This is a genomic window from Pedobacter steynii, from assembly GCF_900103665.1.
Classification (GTDB): Bacteria; Bacteroidota; Bacteroidia; order Sphingobacteriales; family Sphingobacteriaceae; genus Pedobacter; species Pedobacter steynii.
The window spans coordinates 1-23,559 of sequence record NZ_FNGY01000005.1 but is presented as its reverse complement, the minus strand read 5'-3'; the positions used below and the strand labels follow the sequence as shown (position 1 = coordinate 23,559).

15 protein-coding genes are annotated in these 23,559 nt (G+C 40.0%); 2 read left to right on the top strand and 13 right to left on the bottom strand.

From position 1 onward, the window contains the following. Positions 1 to 4: 4 nt before the first annotated feature. The 9 genes from BLQ87_RS14490 to BLQ87_RS14450 form a co-directional block, all read right to left on the bottom strand. Positions 5 to 1,720 (bottom strand): LamG-like jellyroll fold domain-containing protein, encoded by a 1,716-nt coding sequence (locus BLQ87_RS14490; protein WP_074607997.1) that lies wholly within the window; start codon positions 1,718 to 1,720, stop codon positions 5 to 7. Between the two features lie 11 nt (positions 1,721 to 1,731). Continuing rightward, positions 1,732 to 3,375 (bottom strand): DUF5008 domain-containing protein, encoded by a 1,644-nt coding sequence (locus BLQ87_RS14485; RefSeq protein ID WP_083361883.1) that lies wholly within the window; start codon positions 3,373 to 3,375, stop codon positions 1,732 to 1,734. A gap of 42 nt (positions 3,376 to 3,417) precedes the next feature. Continuing rightward, positions 3,418 to 4,137, bottom strand: a complete 720-nt coding sequence (locus BLQ87_RS14480) for a fasciclin domain-containing protein (protein ID WP_172664877.1) — start codon at positions 4,135 to 4,137, stop codon at positions 3,418 to 3,420. A 76-nt stretch (positions 4,138 to 4,213) separates the two neighbouring features. Continuing rightward, positions 4,214 to 5,722 (bottom strand): RagB/SusD family nutrient uptake outer membrane protein, encoded by a 1,509-nt coding sequence (locus tag BLQ87_RS14475; RefSeq protein ID WP_074608923.1) that lies wholly within the window; start codon positions 5,720 to 5,722, stop codon positions 4,214 to 4,216. A 16-nt stretch (positions 5,723 to 5,738) separates the two neighbouring features. Then, entirely contained in the window at positions 5,739 to 8,888 is a 3,150-nt protein-coding gene (locus BLQ87_RS14470; protein ID WP_074607995.1) for a SusC/RagA family TonB-linked outer membrane protein, read from the bottom strand. Between the two features lie 34 nt (positions 8,889 to 8,922). Then, positions 8,923 to 9,969 carry a DUF5007 domain-containing protein gene (locus BLQ87_RS14465; protein ID WP_245723859.1) on the bottom strand — a complete coding sequence of 349 codons (1,047 nt, stop codon included), beginning with the start codon at positions 9,967 to 9,969 and terminating at the stop codon, positions 8,923 to 8,925. Position 9,970: 1 nt separating this feature from the next. Further along, entirely contained in the window at positions 9,971 to 10,699 is a 729-nt protein-coding gene (locus BLQ87_RS14460) for a hypothetical protein (protein ID WP_083361881.1), read from the bottom strand. After that, positions 10,696 to 12,237 carry a RagB/SusD family nutrient uptake outer membrane protein gene (locus tag BLQ87_RS14455; protein ID WP_074607993.1) on the bottom strand — a complete coding sequence of 514 codons (1,542 nt, stop codon included), beginning with the start codon at positions 12,235 to 12,237 and terminating at the stop codon, positions 10,696 to 10,698. Before BLQ87_RS14455 ends, BLQ87_RS14460 begins: the two co-directional genes overlap by 4 nt. A gap of 28 nt (positions 12,238 to 12,265) precedes the next feature. Further along, positions 12,266 to 15,232, bottom strand: a complete 2,967-nt coding sequence (locus BLQ87_RS14450; protein ID WP_172664876.1) for a SusC/RagA family TonB-linked outer membrane protein — start codon at positions 15,230 to 15,232, stop codon at positions 12,266 to 12,268. Between the two features lie 1,512 nt (positions 15,233 to 16,744). Between BLQ87_RS14450 and BLQ87_RS14445 the strand changes: the two genes are divergently transcribed. Beyond that, positions 16,745 to 17,377 (top strand): hypothetical protein, encoded by a 633-nt coding sequence (locus tag BLQ87_RS14445; protein ID WP_074607989.1) that lies wholly within the window; start codon positions 16,745 to 16,747, stop codon positions 17,375 to 17,377. A 17-nt stretch (positions 17,378 to 17,394) separates the two neighbouring features. Further along, entirely contained in the window at positions 17,395 to 17,784 is a 390-nt protein-coding gene (locus BLQ87_RS14440; RefSeq protein ID WP_074607987.1) for a hypothetical protein, read from the top strand. A gap of 20 nt (positions 17,785 to 17,804) precedes the next feature. Here BLQ87_RS14440 and BLQ87_RS14435 read toward each other — a convergent pair whose 3' ends face one another. From BLQ87_RS14435 to BLQ87_RS14415, 4 genes are all read right to left on the bottom strand, one after another. Beyond that, complete coding sequence (locus tag BLQ87_RS14435; RefSeq protein WP_245723858.1) at positions 17,805 to 18,473, bottom strand: response regulator; 669 nt, start codon at positions 18,471 to 18,473, stop codon at positions 17,805 to 17,807. Between the two features lie 8 nt (positions 18,474 to 18,481). Further along, positions 18,482 to 19,942 (bottom strand): tetratricopeptide repeat-containing sensor histidine kinase, encoded by a 1,461-nt coding sequence (locus BLQ87_RS14430; protein ID WP_245723857.1) that lies wholly within the window; start codon positions 19,940 to 19,942, stop codon positions 18,482 to 18,484. Between the two features lie 1,374 nt (positions 19,943 to 21,316). Beyond that, entirely contained in the window at positions 21,317 to 21,898 is a 582-nt protein-coding gene (locus tag BLQ87_RS14420; protein WP_245723856.1) for an ORF6N domain-containing protein, read from the bottom strand. After that, positions 21,891 to 23,252, bottom strand: coding sequence for a hypothetical protein (locus BLQ87_RS14415; protein ID WP_074607981.1), 1,362 nt, complete (start codon positions 23,250 to 23,252; stop codon positions 21,891 to 21,893). The genes BLQ87_RS14420 and BLQ87_RS14415 overlap by 8 nt, the downstream gene beginning before the upstream one ends. Positions 23,253 to 23,559 lie beyond the last annotated feature (307 nt).

Here is a 23,559-nt window from a genome sequence, read left to right as displayed (position 1 = left end):
CTGGTTAAGGTTTAATATCTGAATAAATAGGATTCCATGCTTTGCCATCAAGGCTCCAGGCAAGCGGGATTGAGATACCAAGCCATTGGTATAGCTCAAATGGTATATCGACATTGTTAGGAACCAGTCTGAAATAGGAATCATTAATTTCCGGACACAATAAGGACCCTGCATCACTGAAATTCTCCCATACCGGACTACCACCCATTAATAAATCCTTTCCCTTTCCACTGATATCCTTTATTGTGGTACCAGCACCTTCGTTCAATGGCCAGTATCCGATAAGATTTCCATAACGTGGATTTGTCGGGGCAACAATGGTCTTACAGCTGTAATTGCTGATCTCCTGCGTGGTTAAAGCAACATTATAAACCTGTAAGCTATTAACAAGCACATTCGCATTGTTGCTTTCGCTTCCTGGATTGTATCCAATCTTGAATGAAGAGGTATTGTTCATGTTATTGGTATTCATATCTCTTTCTGTATTTAATACCCCGTCGGTATATGCACGTACCTTCTTATTGGTCCCGTCAAAAACTGCAGTAAGTTTATGCCATTTATCATCGGAAACCACACCTCCCTGTGCCTGATTGGCAACTGAGGAGTTAAGGGTCCACTTATCTCCTTCCAAAAACATATTCCATCCGGCACCTGTAAAACTTGCAGCCCGTTTAGATAAAAATGTAGGATAGAAGTATGAGCCTGCTTTACTTTTAATTAGCAGTTCTATGGTATAATTTCCGTTCGCACCAAAGTTATAGGCATTTACGTCTGTAACAATCGCCGTAGGCCGGACCGTATAATTGAATTGTACGCTTGTCCCCACATAAGGAATCTGATCGGAGTTAGGTTTAGGAATAAATAAAGTACTAAAACGAGGGTTATAGAATATCACAAAATTGTTCCTGGTTTGGTCTCCGTACTGAGTAAGATCTGTACTGGCTGGATCTGGTGTAATTACTCCCCCCTTATTTGAAGCAATTACGACCAGCCAGTTCTCGTTTGAGAAAGTCTTTCTGCTGCTTAATGCCGCCATGATCTCTCCTATATAATTGTCGATCTGAAGAATGGCATTTGCATATTCCGGTGTATAGGTTTCGTAGTTTGAAGCCTTTGCTGCTAATTCAGCACTATGGAATTGAGCTACAACAAGAGCAGCATCCCCATTCATTAACTCGTCCTTAACGGCGTTCTTAACAGATACATCATTATTTTCAAAATTCTGACGAACTGTTGCATCTGCTGAGAAATTAGCATTAAATGCACCTGAGGCCGCTATAGAAACTGTTCTCAATTTAGCGTTAGCTTGCTTTAAGCGCGTAAATACGCTTGGATAGGCCGCAAGCTTATTACCCGCAAAATCTTCTGAAATGACACCATGCTTATCAGTACCCACCCCTGTAATCATATTTGCCCAGGCACCGGCATTTGTTAGCGTATTTTTGTTGTAATCACTTAAAGCATCCAAGGCATAAATGGAATTTTTAGTAATTCTTGCAATATTAGGAGGGTTAATGCTCTTTATCGCCTTTCCCCTCGCACCATCTACTATGATGTATAGTACTTTTCTTGCTTTAGCGCTAATACCCGCGGTATCATTACCAGAGGCATCTTTTAAACGGCTTGGAAAATCCTTATTACATGCCGATATCGCGGCAATGAACAATACAGTAGCTGCAATTGCTGTTAATCGATTAATATTTGTAGTTATCCTGTTCATGTCTGTTCTGTTTATGGTTTGATCTCTACCCGGACTATATTTCCTACTCTTTTATTATCGAATTTGGTAAAATCCCCAACGAGTAATATAGCGGGGTAACCTAAAGTAGAAGTGGTTTGGACCATCCTTGCAATCCGCCCCTGAAAAGCCCCGGTATTGTTACAGCCTGGAGCTAAAGTTCCATCCTGACTGAGTATCATAAAGCCTTGTCTCACTACCCCGCTATAGTTGTTAAAGTCACCGGAAATAATCACTTTCCCGTTGTTCAGCTGAGCCGCAAAGTTTGGAGCACCCCCAACCAGCTGACCAAATTTAAAACTCTCGTCTACAGTACCATTTGCATTTAACATCACCACTCCGCTGCTGACTTTTCCATTATAGCTTCTAAAGCTCCCGGAAAGCATGATTCTATTGGTTGTTTCATTGTAATTGATGGTAAATATGGGACCATCAGCACCTGTCCCTGAAGAGAAGGTCGGATCCATGCTTCCATCAACGTTAATCCGTACAATATTTTTTGCTGTTGTTCCATTGAAAGTTGAAAAACTTCCAACTGCCACAATTTTACCATCGTTTTGCATATAAGCACCGTAGATTGGCCCGTTTGCTCCGGCATAGCTTTGCTTTTTAACGGGATCGAAATTGTATGCTGAATCCAGATCTCCGTTTTCTTTTAACTGAGCAATCTGAGACATTCTGGTAATGTCAATTATCTTGGCATTTTTAGTCGAACGCGGATAGAAATATTTCACATAAAAATCAAAATTTCCAAGCAGGATGGTGTTATCAGCCCTAACAAAGCTTTTTGCAATACCCCCGAAGAAATTTCCGGCATTAATGCTGCTGACCACCCCACCATTAAAAGTAGGAACGGTATCTAAACTCAAATCAGGCTTATTAGGAATTGGATTGATGAGCTCAACAGACATAGAATCAAGTGAGCCATCGCTATTTAATCTGGTTACGCCATAGGTTCCAGGTGTTTTGTTAAAGGAACTGAATGAACCGGAGATCATGTATTTTCCGGAAGAAAGACGGTTAATATTTTGAATCGGCCCATCGGATCCGCTCCCGAAAAGTGAACTTTTATAGGCACCATCACTAGCAATTGCAACAATGCGGTTTATAGGCGTAGAGGGGGCCTGGTTTTCAAAATTCGTGAACCCGCCTACCAAAATGTACCCCCCGGAAGAAGTGGTTACGATATCATTGATTACGCCATTTGTCCCATTTACGGCCTTAAAGCCGGGATCTATCGAAACTTTACCCTGTACGGTAAATTTAGGACCAAAGAAAGATTGACCTTCCAGCAAAAGCGTTGTACCACCGGTACTTGCGTTTTGCGGGATTTTCACGGTAATGGAAGAATCCGTTACCTGGATGATATCGGCCTTGGTTTCGTTAACCAGGAACTCCAGTTTCTCTTTAAACTTCATCACTCCCCGAACCTTAAAAGTAACTTCATCACCTGGTGAACCTGCAATCGGATCGGCATCTGCTTCCGAAAATCTTACACCAAGTGCTTCTTTTCCGCCTTTGTAGGGATCGTCCTGGAAAACCTCCTGTTTTGAACAAGAGCTACCAATGGCCACAAAAAGCAATAAGGCAAGTTTGAAGAGGCCGAGTTTTGTATATTTTATATTGATTGAAATCATAAGTCTTATTAAAATAATCTTGTTTAACTGATATGGACAACCTTATTCATTTGCTTTCAAAATGCCGGCGGACTTAGCTGAGGTAATAAACCGCTTGCTCTCAAAATCAAGAGAATGCCCCTGATAGCGAAGTACATGTATAACCCCATTTGTAGGCTGAATATCTGATGTAGCAATCGGAGTATGAATTAGCCCGATTTTAGGATTAGAAAAATCCGGAATAAAAGACAATACCAACTGGCGGTAGCCTACATATTTTATTCCATTCGCATTATTATAAAACACCCCGATATTCATGGAACGGCCGCCATAAGAGGCGTAGCCTTGTCCTCCAAAGGCCGCTAATTCCAATGTGTCAATCTGAGGAATATCTTTTAATACATACGATCCTTTGAAGATGTACTTCGAAAAAACTTCCTTCCATACTTCAGGTTTGATCTGCGTTAATTTAGATACCGTATCTCTGCCGTCACTTCTTAAATCCTCGTTTAACCATTTCACTGCTTTATGTATACAGGAATTCGCAGGTGCAAAAAAAGTAATGTTCTCTTTTTCAAATACCTCATTCATTCCGGCAGCATCAATGGCCATCACCAGGCTATCAAAAAGTACAGGCTTAGATTTAAGGTATTGCAGGATTGTACCATTGTATTTGGCATTGTGAACGCCGGTATCCACAAAATAGCTATCCTTCGAACAGGACATCAGTATACAGCACATTACACTTAATATAGCCGCACTTGTTTTAATTATCTTTAACATATCGTTTTTCATCAAAATATATTTGTTTTTAACGGTTATGAAGCCTGCATAAGCTGATGCAGGTTTCATTCTAATATTATTTCCAATAGTTGTTCAGTACCATATAAGGATTGTCTATCAATGCGCTTTTATCTATAGGCCATGCCCAGGCACCTGCTTTAAAAGCTTCTACAGATATCGGGTTAAAACAATATTCCTTATCCATTACCTTTTTGGTGCGCACCAGATCATAATAGTAATGACCCTCGCCCATTAGTTCGCGGCAACGTTCATAAAATATGGCGTCTTTTAATTCCTTTCCGCTATCAGTAACCGGGGTGGCCACAGCTCTTGCGCGGACTAAATTCAATGACACTTTAGCGCCATCCTCATTTCCAAGCTCAGCTTGTGCTTCTGCCCTCAACAAAATGGCATCGGGTAATCGGAATACCATCAGGTCATCGTCCGGAAGCACATCTTCTCCCTCCGCCGCGAATATGTTTACGAACTTAAGTAGCTCCCAACTTCCATCTGTAGCGTAAAGCGTTGCCGGATCAAACCAATATTCGCCGCGCTTATCTGGCATACCTGTCGGATATAGTTTTGCCATGAACTTGGAGTTGTAATAAATGTAACTTTTGGTAATTGACTTTACCGGCTTATGGGGGTAGTGTAATACCATATCGGTAAAAGTATTATAGAGGTAATTTCCCGTAGAATATTCACCATAGTTCAGACTCCTCAATACTTCGAAAAGGCTTTCCTTGGTACGACCTTTAAAGATCTCCTTTGTTCTGGTAATAGGAAGTAGTTCATAGGCGTTGGTACTCATGATTTCTTTCCCTAATTCATCAACGGCAGTATAATAACCTGTTTTATCCCCTTCAGTAAATCCGGCAGCCCACATATTCATGTGCATCATTAAGGCAATCGCACTTCCGCGCATTGCCCTGATCCCAACAATTGAAGGATCTTCATAGGTCCAGGGCAAATCGTCCTTTACCGTCTTCATATCAGCAATACAATTGTTCAGCACCTCTACCATTTTCATTCTTGGCAAAGCTTCCTGGTTATAAGCTTTGGTATAGTAAGGGACATCTCCGAATTGACGAACCATAAAGAAATAAGCCAGGTTACGAAGAAATACAGCTTCTGCACGGTATTTCTTTCGCTGTTCTGCACTAAGCGATGCTACTTTATCAGCTTGCACATATAAAATATTTGCCGCCTGAACCATTTTGTACCAATTGTTCCATTTGGTTAAACTCTTGTAGTTAAAAATATCCTGAAAATAACCTTCACTGTTTATCAGGATCGTAAGAGAATTGGTAGCAATCTGTGTAATATAAGTACGGCCCTGCCCTGAAGTTGCAATAGCAGGACTGCAACGCAGATCACCTGTGGTGGCGAAATAAGGAGAAGACAAAGTATTCTCTCTAAATTGATTATAGATCCCTGTTGTAAAGGCCTCTACATCTTTCTGATTTTGCCAGTAATTGTTACCCGATAAATTATCTATAGGGGTTACATTTAAATATTTTTTACACCCGGAAAATGTGATGGATCCGGCTGTTAAAATAACGACTGCAAATAGGATACGTTTCATAAAACCCATTTTAATATTAGAATTGAACATTAAGACCAAAAGTATATGTACGGGGATTCGGATATCCCTTTGAGGAATCTCTACCCAGATCAGTCACCGTTTCAGGACTCGGACCTGAATAGTTCGAAAAAGTATAGATGTTATATGCCGTACCATAAACACGAATAGAAGTAGCTCCCAGCCTCTTGGCATACTTCTTATCAATGTTATAAGCAAGTGTAGCCTGCTGAAGTTTTATGTAAGAACCATCTTCCTGAAACAGGGTCTGATCATAACGAAACGGACTATATACAGAATAACGGGTATAATCATAAGGGTTTGGATAAGTTGCCTTGTCCCCCGAATTTTTCCAATAATCATACTGTTCCAATGGCACCAAAGAATTTAAAGCAAGTGGATTTTCGAAACTTTGAAAACGTGATGTAAGCGCGTTGTTTAAGACATCTCTTATTAAGGTATACGATCCGGTAACACTTAATGAAAAACCGCCGTATTGCATGTAAGATGTAAAACCGCCCGTAATAAGTGGTCGCGAATTTCCTGCCCCAACCAAATCGTTATCGTCAAGAATATAGTCACCATTAAGGTCAGTCCACATCGGATCTCCTCCTCTGAAATAGGTACGGCGGTCAATTACTGATCCTGCGCGATACCTTAAGCCTGTTAAGGGATCAACCGGAACGCTCAAATCTGTCGAATAAACCCCTTTTGTATTTAACAATACGTTGGTTAAACTATTTTTTCCCAAACGGTAAAGAATGTTCTGTCCTGTAGAAGCATCTTTTACTAAAAGCTGACTTGCATTGTCAGGCAGGTGTACCACTACATCTCTGTTAAGCGCCGCATTTAAACTTACCGTCCATTTCAATTTGCTGTTTGAAGATAGGGGACGGGCATTCAACGTGAGCTCGTAACCATAATTTACCACACTCATTTCATTGGTTTTTACCTTGCCGAATGCATTAATATTGGAGATGTTTTTTTCCCGCAGCATGTTGTCGACCTGCTTGTAGTACGTTTCAAAAACAAATCCGAATTTATTATTCAGGAAGCCCGCTTCAAAACCAGCATTGTATTGTGTGGTAGTGGTAGGCGTTAATGCCGTGTTAGGAATTACCCCCAGGTCAAGATTTACGGTGGGCAACTGATTGTAATTACCTCCGGCCACGTATTTTCCGTAAACATCATAAATATTCCCTGTAGGAACGATGTTCTTTCCATAACTGGCACGAATGGATCCATAATCTAACCAGCTTTCTGTAGATCGGAGCCAATTCTCCTTATAAAAATTCCACCTGGCGGCAACTGAAGGGCTCTTTGAATAACCAGCATCCGGACCATTTGTAGAAGAACCATCGACCCGGTAAGTCAAGTCCAGCACATATTTTTGATCATAGTTATAGGAGAATGATCCAGCGAGAGAGGCAGATCTAAAATTACTGAGGTTATTTAGCGTTCCCCCTTTGGAATTAAACCAATCTGAGCCCAAAGGCCCTTTCACCTGATCATTAGGCGTACTTACCTGCTGAGAAACATCAGCCCTGAAATTTGTAGAATTCAGTTCCGAGAATACTGCAGCATTAAAGTTATGTTTTTCGCCAACTTGCTTCACGTAAGAAAGCCTCGTTCTGTTATACAAAGTATTTTTACGATCGAAATAATTGTAAACCGAATCGACACCAGCACTCAGAGCGCCTGGAGTAAACCTATCTTTTGCCTGTGTAATGTAATTGAAACTAAATGAGCTTGATGCCCGTAATCCTTTTACTGCTTCATATTCCACATCAATATTGGTGGAGACATTGATCGTCTTATTGTCATCGTCGGTATTCAGGGTATTTAATAATCCGCTTGAAGCTGTAAATAACGACGGTGCCGGCAGCAAGGAAGATGAGGAACCAGATTCCGACAAACCGGTCTGGCTTAAACTGCTCCCTCCCCCCGAACTGCTGTTCGCCATAACGTTATTTAAAGAAGCCAATAGCTTAAATTTCTCATTTGGCTGATATTGGGCGTTCATATTGAGGTTATAGCGGGTAAAAGCAGTGTTTTCTACGATACCTTTTTTATCAAAATAACCTCCGTTTACCTTATAGTTGAACTGCTGATCTCCCCCGGAGATAGACAAGTTATGCGTTTGATTAAACGTAGTTCTGTAAAACAACTTTTGCCAGTTTGTAGAGTTGTTATAAAAGGCATTTAAGCTATCCGCAAGGAAGGGATTTCTATTGACGTTGTTCAGCCCGTGATAAAAATTAGTGTCATTTTTTAATATCTGATCAATCCGCATCAAACGTTCTCCCCTTCCCCCAATTACTGATTTTAGATCAGGTGGAGTATCAACCGTAAAATTTGAAGTGAACTGAACAATCGGAATCTTTGAGTTTCCCCTTTTTGTAGTGATTAAAACTACACCATAAGCACCCCTGGAGCCATAAAGCGAGGTTGCCTGTGCATCTTTTAATACTTCTATCCGCTCAATATCCTCTACCGGAATTAAGGAAATCGGACTAATTCCAGGACCAGCAGACTCAAAGCCATAGGAATAATCGGTATTGTCATCAATAGGAATTCCATCTACAACAAATAATGGGGAAGTGGGCGTTAGAAAGGCATCATCTCCCGATCCCGAAATATTCAGATTGGAAATCCCCCTGATGGTCATTGACCCCCTCATCCCTGGCGCACCGTTATTGTTCTGAATATTCAAACCCGCAACTTTACCCTGTAACAGCTCCATTACGTTGGCAACGGGTACGTCCTGAATGTCTTTAGCTGTAATAATCACACTTGAACCTGTCGAAATTTCCTTGGTTTTTTTAGCATATCCAATGATCACCTGTTCTTTAAGTGCATTTACAGATTCCTCCATCCTGATATCTATCGTTGCATTGTCCGATACTTTTCTGAACACGGTCTTGTAGCTCAGATACCTGAAGCTAAGCTCAACTCCAGGAGTAACACTTAGGCTGTACCTTCCGTTCCCATCAGTTTGGCCAAGAGGCGTTTGGGATTTTCCAGAAGTGATGACCACTCCCGGGATAGGTCTTTTATCTGCCCTATCAATTACAGTTCCTTTAACAACAATCTTCGTTTGCTGTGCTGCCAACCGGCTATTGAAGCCAAGCAACAGGAACAAGGAAAATATTACGACTGTATATCTCATATTAAGTCTTATATAAATTAGAAACGCCATGTTATTAATCATTAGTAAATTTTGGGCTCTCCCCGGTAAACCAAATGATGATCTCCCAATTGCCCTTTTCATAGATTGAAAAATCAATACTTAAATAAGCCTCCTCGCGTACATTTCCAAAACCCTGTCTTTCATATCTGAAAAGCGTATGTGCTCTATTGCCTTGCGGATTCGTATATGGAGTTTGAAAATCAACAAGAGGAATTGGGTAAGCCACATCATACTTTACGGATTCATTGGTTTTGACCATGTTGAAGCCATGTACAAGCTGATCCCACTTAGTGAGGTTGAAGCTATTTGGATCTATAGGTTTAAACAGGGAATCTACAAATCTGAATTTCAAAGAATTACCTCCCCCGTTTACTTTATTAAACAGGACAGTGATGTCGTTATAAAAAAGTCGTTGGTTGGTCTTCGCCCCCCGTATATTACTAATGCTGCTTGGGGTTAAACCAAGAAACCTGGAGAGACCGGTGATCGGATCTAAGACGGATGGCTCAAAAGGACGCTCTTTTAGTGGCATTAGTTTAAGATCCCTGAAATATCTGCGGCCACCGGAGTTAGACATTTCAACATCAAAAACATATCCTGAATCCGGTTGCGTTTTAAGAAGGGTTGAAGTTGCTGCAGACCACATCAGAAACTGACCGGAATGTTCTCTGATTTCAAAAAGAGGGCGGTTTTCCATTTTCCGCTTTGCTTCTATTTCTTCAATAGATTTCTCGGTACCTAAATAAGGTTGGCGCCATACCTGAACAGGAGTGTTATTCGTAAGTTCCGGAGCGGGTGATCCGTCCCTGGTCCTCATATTGATGATCTTAAAATTAAGTGGCTGTGAAGAAGCCCCGATAAAAAGATTGTCAGAAAACAGCGTATTTCGGCCCAATACCGGACTGTATACGCTTTGTGTAAAACGGGTATCTAAACCTATAGACTCCCGGTCCGCAGGCAAACCTTTTTTACAGCTCGATGTTAGTACAAATAACATCAGTCCTATAAAGAAAGCTCCTGATGATATTAAGGGATATTTTGTATTCGTTATGCTCATCATCTTAATTATTAACACGGGTTACAAACTCGCCAAAGCCAAAATCATGTCCCGGAGACAATACATTTATGATGGCATTCTTTGTCTTAATGTTTACTGAATTGGTAGGTGTACTCTCCCAATACCTCACAAAAATGGAGTTCTTAGGGTCGGTAAATGTGATCACTGCCGGGCCTCCTGCTTTAAAACCTGATGCATCTGCCTTTTTATAAAGAATGTGCATGTTGTAATTATGAGCAATGCTTTTTACAATCAGCCCATCCGCATAATCCTGGAAATAAGAGGTGTTGAACTCCCCACGGATAATATACTTGCTGACCATCGTATCCAATTGTTTTACATCCATATTGGCCAGGTACAACGGAGCTTTATTGATTCTTTTACGAACGGCATTTAAACTCTCTACAGAAGTCTGAAAGCTTCTGTTGGTAATCGCAAAAAAGGTAACCTTTTGAGTTTTCAGAGAATCCTGCAAGGAGGGTAGCCTGTTAAGCACAAGCAACAGGGAATCGTATACCCCCGATTGCTGTGTCTTTAAGTACTCAAATGCATTTCCATCAAATTCCTTCAAATCATTCTCGTAGTTATAATATTCGGAATCGTTTTTTTTGCAGGAAAACAACATGATGCAGAGCAACATAGCCATCAGTATAGAAAAAACAAGTGTCTTTTTATTTCTCATTGATGTAATGGGATTAGTGTTTGGTGCTAATTCTTCTTTCGTTATTTTCATCTCCAATAGTTATTTTGTTCCAACTTACTGTTTGCATTCAGCACCTCTTGTGCAATTGGCCAGTATATCCCTTTTTGCTGGATCAGAGTCATAAATGCGGGGTTATTATTTTGTATTTTATGATATCTGATCAGGTCGTACCAGCGCCATCCTTCTCCCATCAACTCTCTTCTGCGCTCCCCAAAGATTTCGCTGACCAGGTCCTTACCGGCTCCATCATTGATCGTTTTTACACCGCGGTTTTTCTTAATGGTGTTTAGCAAGGTGATGGCATCTTGTCGCTGGCCAAGTACTGCCAGTGCTTCTGCTCTAAGTAAAACCAGTTCCTCCAAACGGGTAAAAAGGATGTTCGAACTGTAAATGGCAAAATCTCCATTTGTTGAGCCGCCTCTTAAAACCTTAATTTTACTAAAAACAGGTATCTCTCCGGTGAAATTCACAAAGTAGTTTGTTCTTGGAAGGCCTGAAATCGTGTCTAATCCAAAACGCTGATCGTTGAGGTCAGTAAATACAGATGCGATAGAATCTTTCGATATGTAAAGATCAGGTGTCTGCTTAGAAATGAGTGGGGATGCAAGCACCAATTGTTCGATATGCCCATTTGCAGTAGACTCTCCATAAACATCATTGAAGCCAAAGGAAATTACCTGACTATAAGACTGTCCGTTAAAAATTCCATCGGAAGCTGTTAATTGTCCGGTTGTAGAATAAGCAATATTTGCCTTTGCATAATTGGTCATAATGAAGTCTGTGTAAACAGAAACATCTATATAATGTGACTGCCAGGCGGCAATATGTGCCAGAACTGCATAGGCAGATATTTTGGTAAACAAAGCACCTCTCCAGCGGTCCACACCATAACCATAATAAGAACCAGGCAAAATGTCATCTCCCTCTGCTCCATAAATGTAAGGAAGGTCCTTGGCCGCCGTAATCAACTCGGTTTCTGCGTAGGCTAAAACTTTCGACTGATCCGTTTTAGGCTTCTCTTCAAAAGTTCCGTCATGTGAAGCCGTGATTAGAGGAACATCACCCCAGATGCGCACCATATAGAAATACGCAAATGCTCTCAAAGCCCTTGCCTGTGCCAGGTCAGCTCTGTAATTCGGTTCAGTGTAACGGATGTCTGTTGCCCTTACTTCAGCGGCCCTTTCGATGAACAGACTTGCGCTATTAATCACTGCATAAAACGCCCTCCATGAGGTTAGTTTTTGAACCAGAGGGAAAGAGGCTTTCAGGTTTTGATTAATGATGACTTTAAGATCCGATCTGCTGGATGCAGTAAAATCGCCATTTCTCAATTCGCCCCATAACCAGTGTGCATTGTTTTCGGCCATCGCACTTCTCATCAGCGAATAACTGGCCATCAATCCTGACCTGGTATCCTGAAGCGAAGTCCAATGGGTGTTTTCATTAGAAAGCCGACTCGATTCGATATCAAGCATCTTCTTGCAGGAAAAATTAAGGCCCGAGATTGCAATTAGCAAGAGCAGTAAGCCTTTATTAAACCTGATATTTTTTTTAAAAATAGATCTCATATACTAATAATTTTATAACCTTATGCCTTTATAAATCAACTTTTATTCCTAGTGTATACGTTTTTGGAATAGATAGTCCGTATCCGGTGTATACACCATTATATTCTATTAACTCGGGATCGCTGCCGGAAAACGAAGTAACCGTTAACAGGTTGCTTCCCGTAACGTATAGGTAAGCCCTTTTAATTGTGGCTTTATTTTTAAACAAAGCTGTTTTGGATAAATCATAGCCTAAAGACACTGTTCTCAATTTTGCATAAGATGCATTCTCTAAAAACAAATCCTGCTCTAAACGGTAAGGCACAACACTGCTCCAGGGATTGTATATCGGATATTTTGACGCATCAACATTGACCTGCCAGGAGAAAATCTCCCGAACGGAATTGATGTCATTTGCCGCTTCCCTGTTAATGAAATCGTACTGAAAAGCAGCAGATTGATTTAAGGCTTTCTGCCCAACAGCATATATAATATCAACGTTCAATTTGAAATTGCCATAACGGAATTCGTTTGACCAGCTCCCGGTTAGTTTAGGCATAGCATTTCCTTTTAATATTTTATCATCGCTGTTAATGGTAAAATCACCGTTGGTATCCTTCCATCTTGGATCGCCGGCCTTAAGAATAGTGCCCTCGAAACTCAAGCGCTGATTAGTAGCCGGATTAACTGGTACTTCAGCATCAGCATTATAAATTCCCTGGTTCTCATAAATCCAGAAGCGGTCAACTGATTCGCCAACTTTCAATTTCCGGTCTCCGATGATCAATTCGTTAAGCCCATTCGGAAGTGCCTTCAACTTGTTCTTATTGAAATTAAAGCCTAGCCCTGAAGTCCAACCCAAATCCTTTCCAGTAATAATATGTCCTTGAATACCTAAGTCTATCCCAGTATTCCGAACCGCAAGTCCACTGCTAAATTGACTGGCAAATCCTGTTTCTGCTGAAATCGGGCTGTTTAACAACATCCTCTTATCATCCTTGATGTAATAAGTAACAGATGCTCCCAAGCGGTTTTTAAAGAATGAACCATCAAAACCTACGTTAAGCTGATCGGTATATGGCCATTTGATATCATACCCAACCCAGCCCGAAGAGTAAGGTCTGGATATGGTTGCAATGCCATTGTAACCAGGAATGGTTGGCTCCAACGACCAGCCGGAATTACTGCGGTATTGAGGACCGGCAGCAAATCTGTCATCATTAAAAGGCTTCCCGATTCTGGACCATGACACATCCATATTCAATTTGTCAATCCAATTGTTTGTTTTTAAGAATTGATTCTTTAAACTCCAGCTGGCACTGGCAGCTGGAGCGATGAACCATCGGCTTCCTGGTTGTGAAGAGGAAGAACCGTCATCACGAATTAGCGCAGAAAACGTAAATAAATCTTTATAAGAATATTTGGCAGAACCATATACGGAAAATAACCTGTTATGAATTTTGTCATTATACCGATAAACCAAATAGCTAACAGGCTTAAGGTAATTATCCTTCTTTTTATCTCCTTCAACAACATTAATCTTGATAAAGTCGTTTGGCCCATTGTAAGCATTGGCATACCCATACTTGTGCAGATCATCCTGAATAGATTGACCAGCTTCAAAATAAATCTGATGATCCTTATTAAAGTGCTTGGTATAATTTACGGCATTGTTGACCATAAACCGTTGATTATATCCGAAATAATTAGATACATAATTGTTCCCTGCCATTAAAGTTGTTGGATAGAAAACATCCCTTACCCCTTCATTATAATCGAAATTAAATGTTGAAATAAAGTTTACAGGCTTAAGATCAAATTTCAGTGACAAGTATCCCTGAACCAATGTTGTCCGGTTGTCATCAATTGCTTTATCATATTCATTGAGGAATGATTGATAGGTAGTTTTTGATGGTGAAATCGGATTGTATAAATCGGGGATATACCTGGTTTCTGCAAAACGGTCTCTCAGATTACGGTTCCTATCCCGATCTAATCTACTGGCATTCACCATGCTCGATACGGTTACCCAGCTAAATGGTGCCATATTGATTTGGAAGGAGGCGGCATACCGGTTTAATTTTGTATCATCCGAATTTCCTGCATTCTGAGTGGCTGATCCAAAAAACCTGAAGTTAGCCTTTTCAGAGCCCCCGGTTAATCCTAAATCAGCTGAATATGTTGCCTGGTTTTTAGCATACAAATCACTCCATTTCGAGGGACCATAATAGTCGAGGTTTGTAGAATCTCTTAAATAACCAACATAATTTAAGTAATCTGATTGTGAGGCGTATTTTTGATAAAATGGTTTACGAAAGATGTTCTCGTACTGGGCATTTACAGTTTTGATATTACTTGCCTGTACCATCCCGAAGTAGGTATTCACGCTTAAATCTCTATAGCCGGATTTTGCAGCTTTAGTAGTAATCCAAATAGCACCGTTGGCGGCATTAGGCCCAAGTTTAGCCAAAGCTGCCGGGTCCTTAATCACTTCTATGGAGTTAATGTTACTAATATCAATTGAACTTAGTAAATTGGTTGCAGGACCGATTCTATTGTAATCATATTTTTGAATATCAAAAACATAAGCGTTTTCCTGAATCATTGGAATTCCATTCAGGTAAACCATTGGCTGAAGCCTGTAAATATCATTTTTACTAAAAACAGGGGCTGAAAGCCCTCGGATAATCATGCTCTGCTCTGAACCTGGTTCTCCGCTAGTTTCCTGCACATATAGTCCCGCAATCTTACCTTTCAACATTTGCTGAACGGATACATGTGGATTTAATGCAGAGAGTTTGGCATTCAGAGAATCCATTATTCCCTTTACCTGGCTCCGCCGATCGGCCAGAATAATTGTATCCAGCTTTTTTTTGGAAGTGTCGTCAGTATCTTGTCTTAAAAGAATACTGTTGTAATTCAGTGGAGCGGTACAACGCGCTTTTGCCTCCGTCTTTGACAAACAAAGCACAGAAAGCAAGACGGCAGAAATCATACTCGCAATAATTCGGACCATTTTCATTCGTATTAATTAATTATTAGACGGTTAGCTTATTAATTTTCTATTGCTCAATAAATTAGAAAGGAGTTGTTGCCTTGAGTATGGGACATACCTATCCCATGACGACAACTACCTGTAGTTGCGATTGGATTATTTAATTAAAAAACAGGCAGATAAATACTAAACCACAGCACATGCAGTTATAGACATAGTATCTAAAATGATTAATTGAATAACCTAATGGTTCTATAGATTAGAATTGAATGCTAATGCTATATAAAACGATTGAGATCTGGATGTTGGAAAAAAGTAGAGATTTTGGTCATGGTCTGGTGGTTTAGGTTGTTGGGTCGGTTATGGTTTAAAAAGGGATTGCTCCCCTGGTTTTTATTTGGTCGGTTATCTCACTGTTGCAGAATTAATTACTCTGATGGTCGGTCAACAAGCAAGATTGGTTCTACTTACTGAAATCTAATTTAGGTCATTTCATCCATGTCTTTATTTCAATTCATAGCGCAAACGTTTGATATTCCTGTAATTATTTCAACAGTTACTTTTGATGCCAAATAGCACATTCATTTTTTCTCAATAAGACACATTATACACCAATAGATAAATATAGATTTAAACCTGGAATTATAAGGAACTTAAAACAAGATGAATACTTTAGCCGAACCAATTGGCCTCATTCCAGCAATACTGGATCACAGGATACCCGCTGAACAAACAAAATCAACAAAATAAAAATAAAACATTAATAAACAGCAAGTTAAGAAACAAAAATGCAATTAATCCATTGTAATAAAGACTTGTTTTTCCTTAATGAGGGCCCAGCGTGCACTTAATTATTTTCCTGTTGGACTACTATATTAAATTATGACGTTATATCAACACAAACGTTTGCATATTAGATAATATACGTTCATTAAAGATTTTTTCAATAAAATTGTCAAAAGCAAAAACCCCTTATAACAGCAGTAAACACATTTTTATCGACCAATTACATAGACATTCAGGACACTTGTATACTACTTTAACCCATCTTCATCGAAATATTGCGAATCAGAAAAAACCGCTCCGGATGTTAAAAAATTACCCTTCGGGGGCAATTGTTAAACAAATCCCCATTTTTTGACCCCAATTCAATGGATCTCAACACCTTATTACACAAATTCATTAAAAACCCAGATATCATGAATCGCTACTTAAACTCCTGATTCTGATATGTCGATCCATCCAATAAGCAAGAATGATAAATAGCCATCGTCTAATTGCGTCCTCTAAAAAGGATTACCTGCATTCAATTGTTTCTCAGAAAAAAATTATCTGATTGGTTTATATCTTCATAGCCATTCATTCGTTGAAACTGGAATAATTATTGACACTGCAACCTTGATTTACGACGAGTCGCTCCATTTTTTCACCCTCAACCAGCAAATGTTTTTCATTTATCAGATTAGAACCCTAAAACATAAAGTAACGTCCTGCACTGATCTTAGCTGTCCATTATGTGGAACAAGAGGAGACATGGAACTGGCCATATTTCAAAAATATGCCTGGTTCCTGATGCCCATGTGGCCCGAAAGTAAATTTGGACTGGCCTACTGTGGCAACTGTCAACAGAAAATCCCCAATGTTAAATGGACAGATGAACTGGAAGAGCGTTACTATCAGCTAAAGAAAGAAACGAAAACGCCGCTAAACCTATGGTATGGGCTGTTCATCAACCCGCTCTTATTGGCCGCTTTTATAGCCGTTATTGCCGGCACAGTTTATTTTCTTGCACAGGGGAATAAACGAAGCCGGATTCAAAACAAAGCCCTGTTAACTGAATATATAGCAGCCCCTAAAACAGGCGATCTATACCGGGTTGCAGCATTAGTAACTGAACCATCGCCTTCCTACAACTATACCTATTTCCGCTATATGAACACTTCCGGCGACACGCTGTTCGTAGAAAAGCTAAAGAAAGGTGTGACCACATACGGTGGATGGGATCAGCTCAACACCAGCGAAGCCAATGCCTTCGACGGCAAAAAAATCCCGCTAAGTCATTCCGTTTTTAAAAAAAATCAGGACTTTCTGATTATAGGTGAAGAGGCTATCCATATTTTCTTTAAAGGGATGGACAGAGCTGGCCAAACCCTGAATAAAGATTAACTAAACAAACACAGCACATGCAAATACCAGAAAAAAATCAGAATGAAGATTATGAGTTCGTAAATCATGCTTCAAGAACACCAAAGAAAAAAATATCGCCAATAGCACTAGGTCTGATATTCATTGCAGGTGGTTTGCTCTGTAGCTATTTCTTCATATATCAAAAACTACAACAAATGGCCGAACATGCGGCGTCCATTTCCTACTCCATGAAAGCAATGATGCTTGGCCCTATGTTATTAATATTTGGTTTATACTACGCAGTGATTCGACCTGATGATTTAAATCCGGTCTCCCCAAGAGATAAAAAATGGTTATATGTTTTTGTGGCTGTATTCATAGTCGCCATGATTGCACTGTATGAATGGTTTAAAACGATAGCCGGAGGCTATGGCTACAGTCTATAGTCAACCAGAAGCCCAGCATATCAAATGATCCCAAAGTCCTTACAGTAAGCCACCAGTTGCTCATTTTTAGAAAAACCCAACACCTCTTTCATAAGGTTGAGGCGCTTTTCAATACTACTCAGGCCAGATGGTCTAATGTTGTTTTCCTGCAGATAGGCTGGAATCTCTTTCTGAAGCATCCCCCGCGAGAGTAACGAAATAATGGTAATGTCGAAGTCTGTGAATTCGTAAGCATTTTTTTGCTTTATAGTCTGCTTTAGGTCTTCTGAAAGGTAAATTTTATTTTTATAAATGGCCTGTATGGCAAGCTTAAGGTCTTTGGCATCATGACGCGCTTTGCGTACATAACCATTTATACCCAGTTCTTTAAAAAGTGTATCGACAACGGCGGCCTTATTCTCTGCGGAAAATACCAAAACCTTTAAACTTGGTTGTATGAGTTTCACAGCACTCACAAGCTCCACCCCACTGCTTAGCTTTTGAGGACGATGGTCCTCTTCAAAAGAAAGATCAGTAATCAGCAAATCATAGGGCTGTTCGGCGTAAACGTTCTTCTTAATGTGCATTAATGCGTCATCGCAATAAAAGGTATACTCGGCAGATGCTATCCCTAGATCTTCCAATGTTTTTCGTACGGAAATACTGGCACTTTCGTGGTCCTCGGCAATTAATACTCTTTTGAACATCATTTCTCTAGTTAGGAAAGTGGAAAACAAATTTGGATCTTCAATCCCTTTTCCACCTTAATATCAAAGGTAATTTCCCCATGGATAGCATCTATACGGTTTCCCGTATTCCTCAATCCATTCTTAAAGGAGGCCTTGTCTGACATGCCAACGCCATTGTCAGTGTAATAGATCTTTATCTGATCGGCACCGTCCTCAAACCGAACGGCTACATTGCTGGCCCCACTATGTTTTTTCATGTTTACCATCAGCTCCTGAAGAATATGCTCAACCTCATACTTTACTTCCGGATTCACCTTTTTCCACAGTGCTAAAGTATTGCCGGCAATGAGAACTTTGGCATTTTCTGTAGCAAAGGACATTAAGAGCGCAGATATCTTCTGATGGAAATTCTGATCATCAAGCTCTGGCTTTTCATAGGAGATGTCACGTGACTTTTCGTAGAGGTCTTCTATTTTATCCAATACCTGACCTTTATCAATATCATCCCGGTTTTCGATTTCAGTCATCACCCGATAAAGTCCGTTCGCCACAACATCATGTACCCTTTTTGAGGTTTTCAACTGATGCTCGCGAATGGCATTTTGGGACTCCAACTCCATTCTTTGTTTTCTTTTTCTATACCAAATTACCGCAATGACAGCAGCTGCGACAACGAACAGCAATACAGAAAAAATTAAGATCCTCTGCTTCGCGATCTGGAACTTTTTCTCCGTATTGTCCTTTTGAAGTTCTAAATTATCCGCTTTATTCTTTTCACTCTCGTAACGGATCAATGCCGACTGATTCTTCGCTGCATTACGTGCAGTTTGCACACTGTCATCCAGATTTTGGTACACTTCAAAATAGCGCTTCATCTCCTTTGGGGGGCTAAGCTTTATCAATTTACCAAGGGCATCTAACTGATCATCGGGGCTATTCACCTTTATTGCAGCCGGGTATCTTTTAAGGGCAAAAAATAAGGCCGAATCCGGATCTGTGTATTGGTAATAATTGGCAAGATGGGAATAGCTTGAATTTTGACCCAAGAGGTCATTTTCCCTTTCACGGATATCCAGTGCCTTCAGCAGTCCGGGAGCGGCATTATAATCAGGGTTTTGCAGCCATTTGGCTACTGAAAGATTAGTCAGCGTCCGTGCATAATCTCTTTTATTATTAATTTTCTGATTTAGAATGTTTTCATAAATTGTTAACGCCTTTTTATATTCCTTTTGTTCCCGGTAAGCATTGGCGATGTTATTTTTGATCACCAATACCCGCGCACTATCCTGATTGTAAGCCAAAGACTGTTTATAAAAATCAATGGCCTGAATATAGTTTTTTAGGTTAGATGATGCAATTCCAAGGTTATTGCTATTAGACTCAAGAAAGCGAAAATTTTCCTTTTTATTCTTATCAAAAAAGGAGAATGCATCCAGTGAAAATTCCTGTCCACTGAAATAATCCCCTCTGTCTGTTGAAATAATGCCCATGTTTACGAGACATTTCCCTATCCCTAAACTATCCTTGTTGAGTTGGAATAAGTCTTTTGCTTTATTAAAATAGATAAGGGCGGAATCTGTTTTATGCTGATCTCTAAGCTCGTATGCTTTATCATAAAACAAGTTATCAGTCTTTTTTTCAATCGTATCGTTTTTTTCGGAACAAGAGACAAGAAAGACAATCAAAAAAGATAGTAAATAGAGAGGTTTCAAGATCGTTAAGTTTTGGACCTAAATTATGAAAAATAAATGATACTGTTTTTTCATTAGTATTCCCTTATTGCGGAATAGAACAGATGCAGAATTTAGTATCCATCACAGGTGTTTTGATAGAAGAATCCAATAAATTGGTGGAGGCTGATGTACCTTGAAAACAGGCAATTTTAAAATATAAAAAAGTAAGGCGGTTTTGCCGCCTTACTGAAAGTTTAGGATATTAATCAATTTTTGGAGGTGGCAACTGGCCGTTATCTCCGCCAGTATGGTCATCCGCAGTTTGACTGGTTGGTGCTGTAGGACAGCTTGTAGTAGTAGTATGTGTTGGGCATGCCAATCCCAATAAAATGGCGAATAAAAATTCAAACATAATTCAAAAATTTAGAAATGAAATGGTCCGTAGTCCCCCGCGAACCTTATCGCGGGGACTGCTACAATTGCAAATCAGAAGGCCTTCTGAAATTTTTGGGAAGTGTGAGAATCAATTGCGGGAGGCTAATAACTGCTTCCCAGGTCGGCTACCATCTACCGCGCTTTCATCTCAATTGGAAATCGGCTTTTATACATGACCCCGATAGCGATCCGGGAGCTGAACTGATTTCCGAGACAAACATACGGCAACATAAATTACTAAACATCAAGCAGTTCCGACAATACCGATCATTCCTCCGGAAATCCGATAATGCTTCGGTAATTCCTAAAATTCCGTTTGATATGAGGTGATATTCTTTTGAAAATTTTGATGATTATAGAAATGATTGATCTTTTGAGTCCTTCAAAAAAGGTTTTAAACAAAAAAAGCCCCTCGATTGAGGGGCTTTTGCTGATTGGTTTCGCAATATCTTGCTATTCCATTCCGGAAGAACTAGTTTTTAAACGAATAATATTTCTTGCATCAATTATTCAGATGTTTTCAAGGTAAAAGTGATCCGTTTATAACATGATTATAATTTTATCCCGTCAACGCTTATTACAGTTAAGGGTTGGCCATTAGCTGGACTTCTTCTGTTTCTCATTCAGTTGCCAGTAACGTACATCATCTGCTTAGGCTATTATAAATCAAGAAATCGGAATGATCTCCGACAACTCCCGCTTTAACTAAATTAACGCGCTCAAAGATTCAGAAATATTACCCCCATTAATAAATGATCAAAGGTTATCCGGTTTAAAACCAATTCTGGTTCTTGGAGGATTAGGCTGTTCTTGTTTTTCTAACAATTCATCCAGATAACGAAATACGATTTCCATATTTTTATCCTGATGGTCTAGCTTATTCTTTATTTTTTCAATTTCCAACCTGACATCTGTATTGTCTGCTATAATTTGACGTATGCGTGTAAATATGCGTATGATCTGAATATTCACCTGGATTGCCCTTTTACTATTCAATACACTGGATAGCATGGAAACACCCTGTTCAGTAAAGACCATGGGAGCATATTTTACATTACTTCCCTGTTTCAAGGTGCCATTTTGGCACCTTGAAACACTATACTCTTCAGGGCTCAATTCAAACATGAAATCTTCGGGAAAACGTTCCATATTTCGTTTAACCTGTCTCTTGAGTTGTTTGGTTTCTACTTCATAAAGTGCAGCCAGATCAGCATCTAACATTACCTTATGCCCACGTATATAATAAATCTGGTTCATTATAATTTCATCCTGGACGATCAGATTCTTAGTACATATCAGATCCAACCTTAACATCAAAGGATATACAGTTCTATTCATTGAAACGCTTGCTTTGAAAACCATCAACCTTGATACCCTGTTCTTCAAAATTAGCAGCAATCAGTTTTTTCAGCTCTTCAAATCTTTCAGACGGTATACCTTTCTGCCCTTTGACCGCGATATAAAAATAAGTGCCCTTATATTTCTGAAGGATAGCCCTTGCGGCGACAAAATCCATGTTTTTAAGAACCGCTTCGGTCAGCTTTCCCACTTTGGGTATATTAATCGAAGAGATGTATTGGACAGGATGAAATGTGGTATCCGAGGAGGAACGTAATGATGAAGGCAGCGATTTGTTGGGATTGTAAACAGCGAAGTAAACCACCGTGGCAGGACTGTCCTTTTCTCCAAAAAGGCTTTTACCCATAATTGCAGAAAATTTCATGGAAGGGTTGACGACGAACATATCGTAGCCTACACGATCCGGATGCTCCACGAATTTTCTCAGTTGTTCATTATCTTCCAGTCGGCGTAAGCCCATTACCTTGATGTCAGGAGCAGAAGCATCCCCCCTGATGTCTGGGATAAATTCGATCTTAGCCTGTGGATCATTCGTAAAGAGGAATACCGGGCCGAATTGACGGGCATACGTTTTTGCAATGCTCATGGCCTTTTGCAGGTTGTCTTCATAATTCGTTTCCATACTGAGAATGGTATTCCGGACCCCTTCAAATTCTTTCTGCCTATGTTCCCGGATCATATCTTCGCCACAGCTCCGTACAAACATCACAACCGCAAGCGCCAGCCCGAAAGGGATCGCGACGTATTTGTAGTTAAAATCACGTTTCTTGTGTCTTTCCAGCTGTTCAACGACTTCAGCAGGGGAAGCAGATGTTTTTTCCTGTTCGTGCAGCCCCTTATTTTCAATCACTTCCGTTCGGTTTGTTTTTCGGGCGGTGGTTGGCCGCTGCTGCTTGAGATGCTCCAGTAATTCTTCCCGAAACGCGGTAAAGGTGGCTACATCAGCAGCAGACTTAGGAGCCTCGGCACTTAATTTCCAAACCAATTTTCCCCCATTGTGAAGTCTGATCCGCATGGATGGTGGCGGCGCCTGAAAAGCACCATAAGGCGGAATGCTGTGAATATCGCTGTAGAGCACCCGACCATAATCTTTAGACGTAAAACCTTCATCGTCCACCGTAATGGTGTCCTTACCTCCGGATTTTTTGATGAACTGTCGGACGCAGTACACGGTCAGCGCAATCCCTAACGGTATACTGATCCATAAAATCCAGGATACGTAATCCAGCAGAAATAAACTCGAAAAAAGAACAACAAATGGTATTCCTAAAAGGCCCGATAAAAAATACAGACCGCCTTTATTGTTCTGATATTTAAACGTGTATTCTTTCATTGGTACTTATATACAAAGCTAACCAAAGCACTGTTGGTGAATTGATATATTCTTATACTGTGTTAAACATTCTCAAATCTAATGAATTGCGTCTCATAAAATTGAAAACAACCCCTTAAGGTTAAAATCTGAATTTACAGCAAATACAAGACCAGATCCTAATGAAAATATTGAATTATTTGGCATTGATCCCATATAATGTAGGAAAATTTGGATCAATGCCAAAAGTTGTGGAGCAAGTATTAAAAATATAGCTTTGTATTTTTATATAGTTTCAATTTATGCCATCAGCTGCCGCGTCCTTGCT